Genomic DNA, 16,095 nt, shown 5'->3' with positions numbered 1-16,095 from the left:
GGCGTTTCAGCGGATCCGCTTGGGCGCCGGTTCGGGAACCAGTTCGCCATTCAGCCGGCGGTCCAGATAATCGGCGCATTCATCGACGAGGTTGTCGACCATGCCGTTGAAGAAGTGGTTGGCGCCGGGCATGATCTTCTGGGTGATCATGATGCCCTTCTGCGTCTTCAGCTTCTCGACAAGGCCCTGCACATCCTTTTCAGGAGCAACCCGGTCGGCATCGCCGTGGATGATAAGTCCCGAAGACGGGCAGGGGGCAAGGAACGCGAAATCGTAGATGTTCGGTTGCGGGGCGATGGACATGAAGCCCTCGATTTCCGGCCGCCGCATCAGGAGTTGCATGCCGATCCAGGCGCCGAAGGAATAGCCGGCGACCCAGCAGCTCTTGCTGTCGGGATGCAGGCTCTGGATCCAGTCGAGGGCCGCGGCGGCGTCGGAGAGTTCGCCGGTGCCGTGGTCGAAGGCGCCCTGGCTGCGCCCGATGGAACGGAAATTGAAACGCAGTGTCGTAAAGCCGCGCTGCTGGAACATGTAGAAGAGCTGGTAGACGATCTGGTTGTTCATCGTGCCGCCGAACTGCGGATGCGGATGCAGCACGATGGCGATCGGCGCATTCTTCTCCTTGCCGGGCTGGTAGCGGCCTTCCAGCCTTCCTGCAGGACCGTTGAAAATGACTTCGGGCATTGTGTCTCCGGCTCAAAATCGAGTGGCGGCGGAAGCTTGCCCCGAGGTGCGGGCTTTGCATGCGTTTCCACCAACTCTATTTAGGTAGGTTCGAATTGGTTTTTAGTTATCCTTCCGGATATAACGTCGTGTCATAAGGCATCGGCATCCGGAATTACAAGAAAAATGAACCAAGTGCGGGGCGTCTGTTCGATGAGCAAGTCACGACTGTATATGGACTACAATGCCACGGCGCCTCTGCTGCCTGCCGCGCGCAGCGCCATGGACGCGGCCCTGGATCTGGTGGGCAATCCGTCTTCGGTGCATGCGGAGGGCAGAGCCGCGCGGGCTCTCATCGACAAGGCGCGTCGCCAGGTGGCGCAATTGACGGGCGCAAGCAGCGGCGGTGTCATATTCACCAGCGGCGCGACGGAGGCCGCTGCGACGGTGCTCACACCGCAATTCAAGATGGGTCGTTCCGATCTGCGCATCGCGCATCTCCATGTGCTTGCCACCGAGCATCCCTGCATGCTTTGCGGCGGCCGGTTTTCGCCGGACTGCGTTACACGCGTACCGGTCGACGGCGAGGGCATCGTCGATCTGGACGATCTTGCCCGGCAGTTGCGGGCGCATGACAGATCCACCGGGCTTGCGATGGTGGCGATCCAGTTCGCCAACAATGAAACCGGTGTGGTGCAGCCGATCAAGGAGACCGCCGCCATCGCAAAGGAACACGGCGCTATCCTCGTTGTCGATGCCGTCCAGGCGGCCGGACGGCTGACGATCGATATCGAGGCGTTGGGAGCGGATTTCCTGTTGCTGTCGTCGCACAAGATCGGCGGGCCGAAGGGGGCAGGCGCCCTCATATGCGCAGGCGAGATCATGATGCCGTCACCGTTGATTCCCGGCGGGGGACAGGAAAAGGGGCACCGGTCGGGAACGGAAAATCCGGCGGCGATCGCCGGCTTCGGGGCCGCGGCGGCGCTTGCCTTGAATGAGCTCGATGAAAATGCACGCCGCCTGGCCGAGCTGCGTGACAGCCTGGAAGCCGGTATCAGGGCAGGTGCGGCGGACTATGTCATACACGGAGCCGATTCGCCCCGGCTCGCAAATACGACATTCTTTTCGCTTCCGGGTCTAAAGGCGGAAACGGCTCAGATTGCGTTCGACCTGGAAGGCGTCGCCGTCTCGGCCGGTTCGGCCTGTTCCTCCGGCAAAGTCGGCCCTAGCCACGTGCTTCAGGCGATGGGAAAAGACGCCAATCTCGGGGGTATCCGTGTGAGCATCGGGCATGCAACCACAGCCGAAGATGTCGACCGCTTCCTGACCGTTTTCGACAAAATCAACGCCAAACGTGAGAAAAATACGCAAGAAAAAGGAGCGCTAGTCTAGAAAAGTTACAAAATACAGCTTACAAGCTGCAGCAGCGATGGAAATCTGATTTCCCGCACACTAAATCTGATATGGCGCGGCACTTTAGCCGGACCGACTACATATGACGTTGACAACTGCCGGACCTTGACCCCGGCGAGATTGGAGAGCGCCAATGCCTGCTGTGCAGGAGACGATCGATCAGGTCCGCCAGATCGATGTGGACCAGTATAAATACGGTTTCGAAACCCTCATTGAAATGGACAAGGCCCCCAAGGGGCTGAACGAAGACATCATCCGTTTCATTTCCGCCAAAAAGGATGAACCGGAATGGATGCTCGAATGGCGTCTTGACGCCTATCGCCGCTGGCTGACGATGGAAGAGCCATCCTGGGCCCGGGTCGAGTATCCGCAGATCGACTTCAACGATATCTACTATTACGCGGCGCCGAAGAACCAGACCGGCCCGAAGACCATCGACGAGGTCGACCCGGAGCTGCTGGCGACCTACGAGAAACTCGGTATCCCGCTGCGCGAGCAGGAGATACTGGCCGGGGTTCAGGAATCGAAAGTCGCCGTGGATGCGGTCTTCGATTCAATATCTGTCGTCACCACCTTCAAGGAGGAACTGGCCAAGGCTGGCGTGATCTTCATGTCGATCTCCGAGGCCATTCGCGAGCATCCGGAGCTGGTTCGCAAATATCTGGGCTCGGTCGTACCGGTCACCGACAACTATTATGCGACGCTGAACTCCGCGGTTTTCACTGACGGTTCATTCGTGTTCGTTCCAAAGGGCGTTCGCTGCCCGATGGAGCTGTCCACCTATTTCCGCATCAACGAGAAGAACACGGGTCAGTTCGAGCGTACGCTGATCATCTGCGAAGACGGCGCTTACGTTTCCTATCTGGAAGGCTGCACCGCGCCGCAGCGCGATGAGAACCAGTTGCACGCAGCCGTCGTGGAGCTCGTCGCTCTTGACGATGCCGAGATCAAATATTCGACGGTACAGAACTGGTATCCCGGAGACAGCGAGGGCAAGGGCGGCATCTATAATTTTGTCACCAAGCGCGGCGATTGCCGTGGCGCCAACTCCAAGATCTCCTGGACCCAGGTCGAAACCGGCTCGGCGATCACCTGGAAATATCCGTCCTGCATCCTGCGCGGCGACAACTCGCGCGGCGAGTTCTATTCGATCGCCGTTTCCAACGGGCGGCAGCAGATCGACAGCGGCACCAAGATGATGCATCTGGGCAAGAACACGTCCAGCCGCATCATTTCGAAGGGCATTTCGGCAGGCCGTTCCAACAATACCTATCGCGGCCAGGTCTCGGCGCATCGCCGCGCCACCAATGCCCGCAATTTCACGCAATGCGATTCGCTCCTAATAGGCAACAATTGCGGCGCGCACACGGTGCCGTATATCGAGGCCAAGAACGCCACAGCCCAGTTCGAGCATGAGGCGACCACATCCAAGATTTCCGAGGATCAGCTGTTCTACTGCATGCAGCGCGGCATCCCGGAAGAAGAAGCCATCGCGTTGATCGTGAACGGCTTCGTCAAGGAAGTGATCCAGGAACTGCCGATGGAATTCGCGGTCGAAGCGCAGAAGCTCATCGGCATCAGCCTTGAAGGCAGCGTCGGCTGATCGATCATCCGTTCGCCGACCGCCACCGAGACAGAAACGGCCACGGTGCCGACCACTACAAGTTTGGACAAGAGAATGCTTGAAATCAGAAACCTGCACGCACGCATCGCCGAAGATGGAACGGAGATTATCCGCGGTCTTAACCTGACCGTAGGGAAAGGCGAGGTCGCCGCGATCATGGGGCCGAACGGCTCCGGCAAATCGACGCTTTCCTACATTCTGGCCGGTCGTGAAGACTATGAGGTCACCGAAGGCGATATCCTCTATAATGGCGAGAGCATCCTCGAGATGGACACCGCCGAGCGCGCCGCCGCCGGCATTTTCCTCGCGTTTCAGTATCCCGTGGAAATACCGGGTGTAGCGACGATGCAGTTCCTCAAGGTCGCGATGAACGAACAGCGCAAGGCCCATGGCGAGGAAGAGCTGACGACCCCCGATTTCATCCGCCAGGTGCGCGAGGCGGCCGGAGCATTGAACATCGATATGGACATGCTGAAGCGGCCTTTGAATGTCGGTTTTTCGGGCGGGGAAAAGAAACGCGCCGAAATCCTGCAGATGTCACTGCTGCAGCCGAATCTGTGCGTTCTCGACGAGACCGATTCCGGGCTCGACATCGACGCGTTGAAGATTGTTTCCGATGGCGTGAATGCGCTGCGTTCGCCGGACAGGGCAATCGTGGTCATCACCCACTATCAGCGCCTTCTGGAGCACATCGTACCGGATACGGTCCATGTCCTTTACAAGGGACAGGTCATCAAGTCGGGCGACAAGGCGCTGGCGCTGGAGTTGGAAAACAACGGCTATTCCAACATCATCAAGGACGCGGCCTGATTGCGGCTGATGGAACAGGTTTTGTGATGAACATGCAAAGCAAACGACCGATCACCGCCGCCGAACAGGGGCTTGTCGACAGTTTCGTGAACAGGCTCGGCAGCCTGCCCGGCGATCAGACGATCACGGAAATCCGCGATGGCTATATCGAGGATATCAAGCGTGACGGACTGCCAACACGCCGGATTGAGGCGTGGCACTATACGGATCTGCGCAGCCTGCTGAAAACGGTTCCGCAGGATACCGGCGATACTGCCGGGCCAGTGGAGCCGCTGGTTGCAGGCTCGAATGTCCTGGCCGTGGCGGCCGGACAGGCTGACGACGCGGTGGCAGCCGACGGAATCCAGATCAGCCAGTACCGGGATGCTTTAAGTGATGGAAGTGCCCGATCGCGGATGGCTGTGCACGGGGCCGACGATGTTATCGGGCGGCTCAACGGCGCCCTTACGCGGGATGGATTTGCATTGGACATCGCGGACGGCGTCTCGCTTGAAAAGCCCCTGGAAATCCAGATGGTTCAGGGCGGCGGACAGGGACATGCCCGTTTTCCCGTAACTATCGGCGCCGGCGCCAAGGGAACCTTTGTCGAGCGGCATGTTTCGGTTTCTGACGACAGCGCGCTTGTCTCCTCCATCACCGATCTGAAGGTTGGCGACAATGCCGAGATCGTCTGGGTCATCGCGCAGGAGCGTGGTCTTCAGGATACGCATTTCGGGCAGATCAATATTGAGCTCGGAGCCGGCGCGACGCTGACGCTCTTCGTCGCCAATTCCGGCGGGGAACTGGTGCGCCAGGAAATCCATATCCGGGCGCGCGGCGAAGGATCTGAACTCATCCTGCGGGGCGTCAATCTGCTCGGCGGCCAAAGCCATACCGATGTGACGATGACGCTCGATCACCTTGTGCCCAATTGCGTTTCCACCGAAACGTTCCGTAACGTGGTCTTCGACCGGGCACGCGGCGTTTTCCAGGGACAGATCCGTGTGGCGCAGATCGCGCAGAAGACCGATGCGCAAATGGCCTGCAACACGCTTCTGTTGTCGGATGACGGTGAATTCTCATCGAAGCCGGAACTGGAGATCTTTGCAGACGATGTCCAGTGCGCGCACGGCGCAACCGTCGCCGATATCGACGAGAACCATCTCTTTTATCTGAAGAGCCGCGGTATCGGCGACAAGAAAGCCCGCGCCATGCTCGTCAACGCGTTCATTGCCGAGATTGTCGAGGAACTGGAGGACGAGGCGCTGATCGAGGCGCTCGAAGCGCGTTTCGAGGAATGGCTGGACCATCATGGCTGAACTCCAGCAGGCCGTCATCGGCAAGACCGGTGCGTATGATGTCGAGGCAATCCGGCGGGATTTTCCGATCCTGTCGCGGGAGGTTTACGGCAAGCCGCTGGTCTATCTCGACAACGGAGCCTCGGCACAAAAACCGAAGGCGGTCATCGATGCGGTGTCGGACACCTATTCGCATGAATATGCCAATGTGCACCGTGGCCTGCATTTTCTTTCGAATGCGGCGACGGACGCCTATGAAGCGGCACGCGAGAAGGTCCGCGGCTTCCTCAATGCCGAGTCGGTGGAAGAGATCGTTTTCACCAAATCCACGACAGAGGCGATCAACACGGTCGCCTATGGCTATGGCATGCCGGAAATCGGTGAGGGCGACGAGATCGTTCTTACCATCATGGAACACCATTCCAATATCGTTCCCTGGCATTTCATCCGCGAGCGGCAGGGCGCCGTCATCAAATGGGTGCCTGTCGACGACAAGGGCCAGTTCCATCTCGACGATTTCGAGGCGCAACTGAGCGAGCGCACGAAGCTCGTCGCCATCACGCATATGTCGAATGTCCTGGGCACCGTGGTGCCGGTCAAGGAGATCTGCCGCATTGCTCACGAGCGTGGCATTCCGGTGCTCGTCGACGGCAGCCAGGCAGCCGTGCACATGCCGGTCGACGTGCGCGACATCGATTGCGACTGGTATGTCCTTACCGGCCACAAGGTCTACGGCCCGTCTGGAATCGGCGTGCTTTACGGCAAGAAGCAGATGCTGGAAAAGATGCGCCCGTTCCAGGGCGGCGGCGAAATGATCTTCGACGTCAGCGAGGACGTGATCACCTACAATGATCCGCCACACCGGTTCGAGGCCGGAACACCGCCGATCGTGCAGGCTATTGGACTGGGTGTCGCGCTTGACTATATGGATGGTATCGGTCGAGAGCGAATCGCGGCGCATGAAGCTGAACTTCAACAATACGCGCACGAAAAACTGAGCAAGATCAATTCTCTGCGCATTTTTGGTGAAGCTCCAGATAAAGGCGCGATCGTTTCCTTCGAGATGGAGGGTATCCATGCCCATGACATTTCGATGGTCATCGACCGTGCCGGGATTGCCGTGCGTGCGGGAACCCATTGCGCGCAGCCGCTGCTCAGGCGGTTCGGCGTAACTTCGACGTGCCGTGCGTCTTTCGGCATGTATAATACGCGCGACGAGGTGGACGCGCTTTACGATGCGCTGCTCAAGGCGCGCGACTTTTTCGCCTGATTCAGGACCGGGACCGGATCGATGAGTGACGATGTACAGATGAGCGAAAACAGCAACAGCGGTACCTTTACCGCGTCGGCCATTCCGCGGGATGAACTGGCCCGTTTGACCGATGATATCATCGCGGCGATCAAGACCGTCTACGATCCGGAAATCCCGGCCGACATCTATGAGCTTGGTCTGATCTACCGCATCGACATCGAGGATGACCGCACGGTCAAGATCGATATGACCCTGACGGCGCCGGGCTGTCCGGTGGCCGGTGAAATGCCGGGATGGGTTCAAAATGCGGTGAGCACGGTGGAGGGTGTATCCGGCGTGGACGTCAATATGACCTTCGATCCGCCATGGACGCCGGACCGCATGTCCGAGGAAGCGCAGATCGCTGTCGGCTGGTACTGATTGATTGTTTGCCGCCTGACACTATCCTCTTGGTGAAGTGTCCTTGAAACGGAACGCCAAAGGTTTGGAGACGAATAATGGGCCGATTTGAAGTCATGACAATGACAGACAAGGCCGCCGAAAGGGTCAGGAACCTGGTTTCCGGCTCCGAAGGCTCGGCCGAAGGTCTGCGCATCGGCATCAAGAAGGGTGGTTGCGCCGGCATGGAATACACGGTCGACCTGGCCACGGAGCACAACGACAAGGACGACATGGTCGAAAAGGATGGCGCCCGGGTCTATGTCGCGCCGGAAGCGGTGCTGTTCCTGCTTGGAACGGAGATGGATTTCGAGACGACCAAGCTGCGCTCCGGTTTCGTTTTCAACAATCCGAACCAGACGTCGGCCTGCGGCTGTGGTGAATCGGTCGAATTGAAGCCCGCCGACCTGCAGGCGCTTGCAGACAAGGGCGACGCGGTGGTGCGTACCGACAGTTAAGGCCGCCCGAGAAACCGGCAATCACCTGAATTGAAAGACCCCGCGACAATGTCGGCGGGGTCTTTGCTTTTCAGCCGGTTCGCCGGCCAGGATTTACCTGGAACCTGAAACGGCGCCTACCAGCCTGGTGTAAGCGCGGTGCAACCAGCTGTTCTTCGTCCGCCTCGGCGGAATGTGGTTGTTGATGTTGTCAAAACCCACGGTCGAAGAATGGGAATAGCGTGCGGTTTTATGTTCCATCACATTCACCCCCTTTCGGTAGACCTTATCTGGTAACTGAATATGACCATTGCCTGTCTGCCGCATTACAAAGGGGCAATGTTGCGGAGTGAACGTTCATTGCGACGTGTGGAACGCCGTGCGGCTTTGCGAGGAGCCGCGAATTACGGTGTCCACAGGGCGCGATGGCGCCAGGGTGGCGGAACTTCCAGTTTCCCGCGAGGCGACTGCGTATTGCCTGGCAGGTCAACGGATTGCCAGGCGCCGCGCCATTCGTCCGGCAACGCATAGGGCGGCGCGACATATTCATCGGGCGCAAAGCCGAAACGTCCATAATAGGCGGGGTCACCTAGGACGAGGACCCGATGCATTCCTGCGTCTGCGGACCGCCTCAGCCCTTCTCGAATGAGCGCGCTCCCAATGCCTTGCCGTTGCCGGCTGGAAGCGACAGCCAGTGGACCAAGGAGCGCGACCTTGCCGGATGCTCCGGAGACGCCACAGGTGGTGAATACGACATGTCCCGCAAAAGCACCGTCTGCAATTGCGACAAGCGAGAGAATGCTTTGCGTTTCCGCAAGCAGGCTTTTGACGAGAGGCAGCAGGTCCTCATCCGGAAAGGCGTCCGGATAGAGCGTTTCAATCGCGCGAAGGTCGTCTGGCATGCTGTCGCGTATCTCAATTGCGTCGGTCATGTTCCGCCTGCGTTTTCCGCGCAATCCGCCATTGCGCACCATCTCGTCTGTGAGCGCTATAGCACGAATTTGCGGTCGAAACGGACTGGTCCGCGCCCCGGCCTCAGACGTTGCGCGGGATGCGCAGAACCTGACCGGGAAAGATGAGGTCGGGATTAGCGATGATATGCTGGTTCGCCTGCATGATGGGCTGCCAGTCCGAGCTGCCCTCATAATAGTGCTGGGCGATTGCTGAGAGCGAATCGCCGGGGACCACTTCATGCTGGAAGTAGCCGGTATATCTCGGGAGGATCATCGGCCCGTAAAGAACCGGCACGGTGACAGTGGGAATGCCGCCTTCGCCGCCGGCGCTGTCATCCGCAACCGTGACAAAGAGGCGGTTGAGGGTGAAGCCGACATTGTCCGGAATGAAGATGCTTGCCTGGAACTGACGAATGGAGGTGGAGCCGGCCGTTGCCGATCCGACGACCTCGTCATGGCCTTCGCTGACCGTGACGGTGAGGTGCGATTCAAAGCCGACCGCGTTTCCTGCAATGAGAATTTCCTGACCGACGAGGTCGAAAGGCCGGGGCTGCTGAATTTCGATGTTCATTGTCGCCATCTCCGTGGGGCGGGGAATCCGCCACTAACCGGATGGTTGCATGCGAGCGCGACATTTTGATGGCTCGCCGCCTAGCGTTTCGTTATGCGCCGAGACCCGCTCGCCAGGCCGGATTCGCGCGCGGCTCGACGTGGCGCCTGACGTCCGACAGGTCCCGTTCCCATTGCGCGATCAGGCGTGTTGCAATCATTTGGACCAATGGCCCAAACGGTCCGACCGTACCCGACGGCGAGCTGACCGTGACCAGCGTGCCGCCACGCTCGTCCCGCAAGGCCACATCCACCCGAAGCGGTATTCCCAGCCAGCGGTATGCAAATGAGATCCGGTTCGGCGGCCGGTAGTCGACGATCCTGAACGGTCCTTTGAACAAGGAGCCTGCGGTGCGTTTTTCCCTTATCCGTGTGCCCGTTTCGATGGGGAGTGGACCAACGCGAACAACACGCTTCACGCTCTTCAGGACTGCCGCGCGGTTCTCCATGTCGGCGAGGACGGAAAACACGGCCACGGGGGCAGCGTTCATGAAAACTTTCACGCCTGGTTCCGGCCTATCGCTGGGTGGGGCCACAATTGCCTCCAAACGCGCACGGGTGCCGCATCATCGCCAATGGATCGGTGTGTATCGGGACAATGGGTGGATATTGCAATCGCCCATCATGATATGCCAGTTTCAATAGCACGTTTTGCTTAATTGGCTACCGGAAACAAGCATATAAGCGGCGCCGGACGAAACGGGACGGGCAGGGGACCAGGCTTTTTGGCCCGCAAGGAGGCGGCATGATCGAGATACGCGATGCCCATGCGCAGGATGCCCGCCAGCTTGCGTTGATCGGTATCCGGTCCTGGGAAGCGGCGATCACATCGTGGGGCGAAGATGCGGCTAGGATCAGGGACAATGCGCACGCCGCATACCGGGATTTCACCGCCAACTACTGGGACCGGATCGTGGTGGCGCAGTCCCGCGGAAGCATTCTCGGGTGGGGCGCGCGTGAAAATCTGGACCAGCTTATCTCGGATCTCTGGATCGATCCGCTGCACCATCGCAAGGGTGTCGGAACTGTCTTGCTGAATGCGCTGGAGGATGCCGTGGCGGCCGCGGGCTACGCGTTCACCGAACTCGAAACGCATGCGCGCAACACGTCGGCCATCGCATTTTACGAGCATTCAGGCTACAGGGTGACGTCCTTTTCGGTCAGATATTCTTCCAGCCTGCAGCAGGATATCGAGAAGGTCACGATGCGTAAGGACTTCGGCGGCAGTGTCGAAGCTTAGTTTCACGGTGAATACAGGAAGGCCGCCAAAGCATGAGCGCCAAGAAAATCGCGCTGGTCGCGCATGACGCCTGCAAGGACGAGATGGTTGCCTGGGCCGGCAAACATTTGAGTCGCCTGAGGCACATGTCCGTCGTCGCAACGGGCACGACGGGCGGGCGAATCGCCGAGGCATATCCTGAAATCTCCGTAACGAGGCTCAAGAGCGGTCCACTCGGGGGCGATCAGCAGATTGGCGCCATGATCGCCGAGGAGGCGCTCGACGGGCTTGTGTTTTTCGTCGATCCGATGTCGCCCATGCCGCATGATGTCGACGTCAAGGCGCTGACGCGCCTTGCCATTGTCTACGACCTTCCGATGGCCTGCAGCCCGTCGACGGCCGATGCCGTGCTTGATTATCTCGCCAGCGATGCGGAGCGTTGAGCCCTTGCCGAATTCCCATATGAACACCGAAAACGTAACGATTGATCTTATCGAGGATGCGGCGGAACGGCTCACCGGCCTTGCCGTGCGGACACCATTGCTGGAGTCGGCGCAGCTCAACGAAGCCTTGGGCATGCGCCTGTTTTTCAAGCCCGAATGCCTGCAACGCACCGGCTCCTTCAAATTTCGGGGCGCCTATACCAAACTCTCGCGAATTGCCCCGGACAAACGCAAATGCGGTGTCGTCGCCTATTCCTCCGGAAATCATGCGCAAGGTGTTGCGGCTGCCGCGCAACAGCTCGGCATGCATGCGACGATCGTCATGCCGAGCGATGCTCCACGCATCAAGATCGACAACACACGGGGCTACGGTGCGGATATCGTGCTTTATGAGCGCCACAGCGAAGACCGGCAGGCCATCGCGGAGGAGATCGCAGGCAGGAACGGTTCAATCATCGTTCCGCCGTTCGACGACATCGATATTATTTCAGGGCAGGGGACCGTCGGTCTGGAGATCGCGCGGCAGGCAGACTATGCCAATATCGGCGTTGACGAGGTCCTGTGTCCGGTCGGCGGTGGCGGGCTGCTTTCCGGTGTAGCGACCGCGCTCAAGTCAAAGCTTCCCATGACCCGTATCTGGTGCGCGGAACCGGCCGGTTATGACGACGTGGTCCGTTCACTTGCCGCCGGATCGCGTATCGCGATTGAGCCGGGCGCGGCCTCGATCTGCGACGCCATCGTGACGCCGCAGCCCGGCAGCATTACGTTCGAAATCATGAAACGGCTTGTGTCCGGTGGTTTCGCGGTTTCGGACCACGCGGTGATGAATGCCGTTGCGGCGCTGTTCGACCGCCTGAAACTCGTCGTGGAACCGGGCGGCGCGGCCGCCTTCGCGGCCCTGGTACAGCAGCGCGAGCGCTTTGCCGGCAAGACGATTGTCGTCGTTTTGTCGGGCGGAAATGTCGATCGTGCCGCCTTTTCCACATATCTCGACAGGGCTGATGACCTCGAGGGCGCTCTAACCGGCCAAACTCAAGAACCTTGAACGGACTTGCGATCATGGGCATCGAGCTCCTTCATGATCGCAGCCGCCGTCTCGTTCAATGGCTTGAGGAAAGATTCGGCGAATTCCTCGGCTGAAAGATAAGTGCGTGGCCACAGCATCGTTGCCGCGCCGACGGGCCGGTCACGCCATATGATGGGAACCGCGATCGCCGACAGGCTGTCGTCGATGATGGTGTCGCCGAGATAATCGTGCAGTCGTGCGCCGTATCCCCTGCCGCGCGCTGTTTCTATTTCCTGCCAGAATTGTTCTGGCAGCATACTGAAACGAGCCAGGCCCCATATGCGGTGATTTCCGAGGCGTTCGATCCGATACGCGATTTTCCTGTCTCTCATCGCCGACAGGCAGGCGATGCCTCCCGCCGCGCCGAACTGGTTGATTTTGCGGTCGATCTGTCCGCGATAAAGATGAAACGGACTGAGCGGTCTCGTCGAATCGATAATGCGCATCCAGTCGTCTTCAAGCAGATGCAGGTCCGACGGCCATTCAACCGACTTCGTCAGTTCCATGAGGTATGGCATGGCGATGTCGACCATCAGCATTTGTTCGAATGTCGGCGCTTCGATATGGCCTGACGGCATCGATACATTGGTGCGGTACTTGCCGTCGGACAGGCTGCGCCGGACGATCTGACGGTCGATCATGGTGGCCAGCAGGCGCCGGATCGTCGATTTCGCGATGCCCGTACTTTTGTGCAGCTCGCCAAGCGAACAGGCGCCGTTGCGGGCAAGTGCATCAAGCAGCGTGATGCCGCGGTCCAGCGATCGGTTTCGAACGACGTCCATTGCTCCCCCTCCGGTGGAGAGTATGGCACCCGGGCGTGCCAAATGCCACAACGTGCCAAACAGTGGCACGATAAGCGAATAAGAATTGCCGCAGAATGGGGATTACCGCACTGTCTGCAAAAAAAAGGAACGAAGTTCCGGCAAAGGGATAGTCCGCGGGAGGAAACGGGTTGAACGCCCTGCGCATGACAAGTCGTGTCGTTGCCGACATGCTGGCGGTGGTCCTGGCTTGCGGGGCCATTTATACCGCCGGTTTCGGCGTATTCGACAATGTCATCTACTATGGCAGCATCGTCGCGATTGCGATGACGATCGCCATTCTTGGCTGGGATGCGCAGGAAGGCAGCGCGTTGCGTTTTGGTTTCCACGCGGCGCTGGCCGTGCTGTTCGTCTATATCAGTTGGGTGTGGATCGGCTTCATGCTGGAGCAGGAGGAATTCCTGCTCGACGCTGAACAATGGCAGCTTATCCTGGCCTGGGCCGCCTTTGCTGTCGTGGCCTATGCGACCTGGCGGATATTCGGCCTGCCGATGCTGATCGTCTTCGCGCTGGTCGCGCTTTATGTGCTTCTTCCATCCCGGTTTTACGGGGCGGGAGAGGACTGGACGCGGGTCGCCGAAAATCTCTGGTATTCCAGCGACGGGGTCTTCGGACGACCGGTCGAGGTGGTTGGCCGCACGGTGCTCGTATTCATCGTTTTCGGAGCGGTCCTGCAAACCTCGGGGGCAGGCGGTGTGCTGCTCAAGATGGCGTTTGCGGCGACCGGCCGCTTTGCCGGCGGGGCCGCGCATGCGTCGATCGTCGGCTCGGCATTGTTCGGCACGATGTCGGGCGCTGCCGTCGCCAATGTCGTCTCGACCGGCGTCTTCACCATCCCGATCATCAAGAAGGCAGGCTTCAAGCCGAAATTTGCCGGCGGTGTCGAAGCGGCGGCTTCGACCGGCGGTCAGATCATGCCGCCCGTCATGGGCGTCGTCGCCTTCATGATGGCGGATGTGACCGGCATTGCCTATGTGAACATCGTTCTGGCGGCCCTGATCCCGGCTGTCTTCTATTATGTCAGCCTGTTCGTGGTCGTGCTGATCGAATCGCGCAAGCTCGGCATCGGTGCGGTTCCGCCGGCGGAGCGTGAGACCATGACGTCGCGGGATTGGCTTAACAGCATGTCGTTCTTCCTGCCGCTGGCGTTGCTTGTCGTGTTTCTGGCGATGGGGCGGACGGTTCAGTTTGCGGGTTTCTACGCGCTGATCGCGGCGACAGTGCTGTCGCTGATCCTGTTCCCGAGCTTCAGACACCCCTCCGCCTGGTGGCGGGCGCTGGTGTCCGCGGGCGGGACGGCGGCGACGCTGCTGGTAATCGTCGCGGCGGTTGGCTTCGTTATCGGGGTCATCAACATGACCGGAGTCGGCCTCAAGATGGCGCAGCTCATTCTGTCCGTATCCGGTTCGAGCCTCTTCTTCAGCCTCGTGCTGGTGATGATCGGCTGCCTGATCATGGGCATGGGCGTTCCGTCGGTGCCGGCCTACCTGATCATCGCCGTGGTCATGGGGCCGGCGCTCGGAAAGCTTGGCGTCACCACCATTTCAGCCCATCTCTTCATGGTTTATTTCGGTGTGCTTTCGGTGGTCACGCCGCCCGTTGCGCTGGCGGCGTTCGCAGCCGCGCCGCTGGCCGGCGCCAAGCCGATGGCGACCGGTTTCGAAGCGCTGCGCATCTCGATCGCCGGCTTCATCATTCCGTTTATATTCGTCTATCACACGGACATCCTGCTGATCGACGGTTTCACCGTGGCGGGACTTGCCTGGGCGATCGGCGCGTTTTTGCTGGCGACCTGGCTGATTGCCAGCGCCATGGCGCGTTTCGAACGGCTGGCGCTGCCGCCGTGGCAGAGCATCGCCCGGCTCGTCTGTGCGGCGGCATTGCTGGTGCCGGAACCGGTCCTGAGCCTGGCCGGTGCCGCCGGCGGTCTGCTTCTTTTGTTCGAGCACAAAATCGCATCCTCCCGGGATGCATCTTCAAAAACCGCGAAACAGGGAGAAAAAGCATGAACGCATTCAAGAAATGGGCGCTGGCCGGCGCCGCCGTCCTGGCGCTGGGAGGCGCACCGCAGGCCGCCGATGTCATCAAGATGGCGACGATCGCACCCGGAACGTCGGCCTATCTGACGCAATCCACGATGGCCAGCATCGTCAACCAGGAGCAGGACGATTACGAGATCCAGGTCGACGCCACGGGCGCTGCGACCAAGCACATTATCGACATGGCCGAGGGCGAACTCGACATGGTGATGACCTCGCCGACCGTCTACTTCCTGATGAAGAACGGCAAGGCGATGTATCAGAAGATCAAGAAGGCGCCGGAGCTTTCGGAAAATGTTCGCCTGGTCTTCTGGTATCCCTATGGGGCATATCATGTGCTGACCTATGCCGATGACGGTATGACCAAGCTTGAAGACATCAAGGGCAAGAAAGTGTTTCTCGGACCGCCCGGCGGCGGTGCATGGAATGCCGCCAACCAGTGGATCGAAGCCCAGACCGGCTACAAGGTCGGTGAGGATTACGAGAATTTCAAGGGGTCCTGGTCATCGGCGTTCCAGGCGTTCCAGGACAAACAGGTGGATGTCTACATCAATGGCGGCATCGCACCGTTCCCGCAGGTCGAGCAGCTTGCCGCGACAAACAAGCTGACAATCCTCGGACCGAGCAAGGAAGAGGTCGACAACCAGAGCGAAGACCAGCTAAAGCCAACCAAGGCGCTCGGTCGTTTCCTCGATGTCATCCCGGCCGGGATCTATGGGGACGGGGTGACCAACACCGATGATGTCTACTCGCTCGGCGCGGTTGTCGGTGTGGTAACACGCTCCGATCTCGACGACGATACGGTCTACAAGATCACCAAGGCATTCTGGGAAGGTGCTGAGAAGATGCGTGCAGACGCGCCCTGGCTCGACCGTGTGACGCTTGATTATGCGGTGCAGGAAGGCGGTGTTCGCCTCCATCTCGGCGCGCAGCGCTACTATGAGGAAATCGGTCTTGAAATTCCCGATGGAACCAAGGCCCAATAAGCCAATCCAACAGGACGGGCCGCGGCGCGGCCCGTCACAGACATC

Annotated in this window: 17 protein-coding genes; 12 read left to right on the top strand and 5 right to left on the bottom strand. The window is 59.6% G+C overall.

Annotated elements, in window-relative coordinates; all coding sequences use genetic code 11:
- Positions 1–6 precede the first annotated feature (6 nt).
- The gene (locus OOZ53_RS20710) at positions 7–684 is read right to left on the bottom strand and encodes an alpha/beta hydrolase (RefSeq protein WP_271091637.1); all 678 of its coding nucleotides are present in this window, start codon (positions 682–684) and stop codon (positions 7–9) included.
- 192 nt (positions 685–876) lie between these two features.
- On the opposite strand from OOZ53_RS20710, the gene OOZ53_RS20705 reads away from it, so the two are divergent.
- The 7 genes from OOZ53_RS20705 (at position 877) to sufA (ending at position 7,935) form a co-directional block, all read left to right on the top strand.
- Complete coding sequence (locus OOZ53_RS20705; RefSeq protein ID WP_271091636.1) at positions 877–2,055, top strand: cysteine desulfurase family protein; 1,179 nt, start codon at positions 877–879, stop codon at positions 2,053–2,055.
- 154 nt (positions 2,056–2,209) lie between these two features.
- Complete coding sequence (sufB, locus tag OOZ53_RS20700) at positions 2,210–3,679, top strand: Fe-S cluster assembly protein SufB (RefSeq protein WP_271091635.1); 1,470 nt, start codon at positions 2,210–2,212, stop codon at positions 3,677–3,679.
- A 75-nt stretch (positions 3,680–3,754) separates the two neighbouring features.
- Positions 3,755–4,510 carry a Fe-S cluster assembly ATPase SufC gene (sufC, locus tag OOZ53_RS20695; protein ID WP_271091634.1) on the top strand — a complete coding sequence of 252 codons (756 nt, stop codon included), beginning with the start codon at positions 3,755–3,757 and terminating at the stop codon, positions 4,508–4,510.
- A 26-nt stretch (positions 4,511–4,536) separates the two neighbouring features.
- A complete protein-coding gene (gene sufD / locus OOZ53_RS20690) occupies positions 4,537–5,808 on the top strand; it encodes a Fe-S cluster assembly protein SufD (RefSeq protein WP_271091633.1) in 1,272 nt (423 codons plus the stop codon).
- On the top strand, positions 5,801–7,057 hold the full coding sequence (locus tag OOZ53_RS20685) for a cysteine desulfurase (RefSeq protein ID WP_271091632.1): 1,257 nt from the start codon (positions 5,801–5,803) through the stop codon (positions 7,055–7,057). Before sufD ends, OOZ53_RS20685 begins: the two co-directional genes overlap by 8 nt.
- 21 nt (positions 7,058–7,078) lie before the next feature.
- Entirely contained in the window at positions 7,079–7,459 is a 381-nt protein-coding gene (locus OOZ53_RS20680) for an SUF system Fe-S cluster assembly protein (protein ID WP_271091631.1), read from the top strand.
- Positions 7,460–7,536: 77 nt separating this feature from the next.
- Entirely contained in the window at positions 7,537–7,935 is a 399-nt protein-coding gene (gene sufA, locus OOZ53_RS20675) for a Fe-S cluster assembly scaffold SufA (protein ID WP_271091630.1), read from the top strand.
- Positions 7,936–8,318: 383 nt separating this feature from the next.
- Here sufA and OOZ53_RS20670 read toward each other — a convergent pair whose 3' ends face one another.
- The 3 genes from OOZ53_RS20670 to OOZ53_RS20660 form a co-directional block, all read right to left on the bottom strand.
- Positions 8,319–8,846: a GNAT family N-acetyltransferase gene (locus tag OOZ53_RS20670; RefSeq protein WP_271091629.1), complete on the bottom strand. Its 528-nt coding sequence runs from the start codon at positions 8,844–8,846 to the stop codon at positions 8,319–8,321.
- Between the two features lie 103 nt (positions 8,847–8,949).
- Complete coding sequence (locus OOZ53_RS20665) at positions 8,950–9,438, bottom strand: LysM peptidoglycan-binding domain-containing protein (RefSeq protein ID WP_271091627.1); 489 nt, start codon at positions 9,436–9,438, stop codon at positions 8,950–8,952.
- 91 nt (positions 9,439–9,529) lie between these two features.
- A complete protein-coding gene (locus OOZ53_RS20660) occupies positions 9,530–9,967 on the bottom strand; it encodes an SRPBCC family protein (RefSeq protein ID WP_271091626.1) in 438 nt (145 codons plus the stop codon).
- A 254-nt stretch (positions 9,968–10,221) separates the two neighbouring features.
- Between OOZ53_RS20660 and OOZ53_RS20655 the strand changes: the two genes are divergently transcribed.
- From OOZ53_RS20655 to OOZ53_RS20645, 3 genes are read left to right on the top strand one after another with little or no spacing between them, the layout of a single operon-like run.
- Positions 10,222–10,716: a GNAT family N-acetyltransferase gene (locus tag OOZ53_RS20655; protein ID WP_271091625.1), complete on the top strand. Its 495-nt coding sequence runs from the start codon at positions 10,222–10,224 to the stop codon at positions 10,714–10,716.
- A gap of 32 nt (positions 10,717–10,748) precedes the next feature.
- A complete protein-coding gene (locus OOZ53_RS20650) occupies positions 10,749–11,138 on the top strand; it encodes a methylglyoxal synthase (protein ID WP_271091624.1) in 390 nt (129 codons plus the stop codon).
- 19 nt (positions 11,139–11,157) lie between these two features.
- Entirely contained in the window at positions 11,158–12,183 is a 1,026-nt protein-coding gene (locus OOZ53_RS20645) for a threonine ammonia-lyase (RefSeq protein WP_271091623.1), read from the top strand.
- Here the strand turns inward: OOZ53_RS20645 and OOZ53_RS20640 are convergent.
- A complete protein-coding gene (locus OOZ53_RS20640; protein WP_271091622.1) occupies positions 12,171–12,986 on the bottom strand; it encodes a helix-turn-helix domain-containing protein in 816 nt (271 codons plus the stop codon). The two genes, OOZ53_RS20645 and OOZ53_RS20640, sit on opposite strands and share 13 nt — an antisense overlap.
- A 170-nt stretch (positions 12,987–13,156) precedes the next feature.
- On the opposite strand from OOZ53_RS20640, the gene OOZ53_RS20635 reads away from it, so the two are divergent.
- Both OOZ53_RS20635 and OOZ53_RS20630 read left to right on the top strand, forming a co-directional pair.
- Complete coding sequence (locus OOZ53_RS20635) at positions 13,157–15,034, top strand: TRAP transporter permease (RefSeq protein ID WP_271091621.1); 1,878 nt, start codon at positions 13,157–13,159, stop codon at positions 15,032–15,034.
- Positions 15,031–16,050, top strand: a complete 1,020-nt coding sequence (locus OOZ53_RS20630; protein ID WP_271091620.1) for a TAXI family TRAP transporter solute-binding subunit — start codon at positions 15,031–15,033, stop codon at positions 16,048–16,050. The genes OOZ53_RS20635 and OOZ53_RS20630 overlap by 4 nt, the downstream gene beginning before the upstream one ends.
- The last annotated feature ends 45 nt before the right edge of the window (positions 16,051–16,095 follow it).

This window comes from Allohoeflea poritis, assembly GCF_027889715.1.
Classification (GTDB): domain Bacteria; phylum Pseudomonadota; class Alphaproteobacteria; order Rhizobiales; family Rhizobiaceae; genus Hoeflea_A; species Hoeflea_A poritis.
The sequence above is the reverse complement of the archived record's forward strand: the minus strand, read 5'-3'. Positions and strand labels throughout refer to the sequence as shown.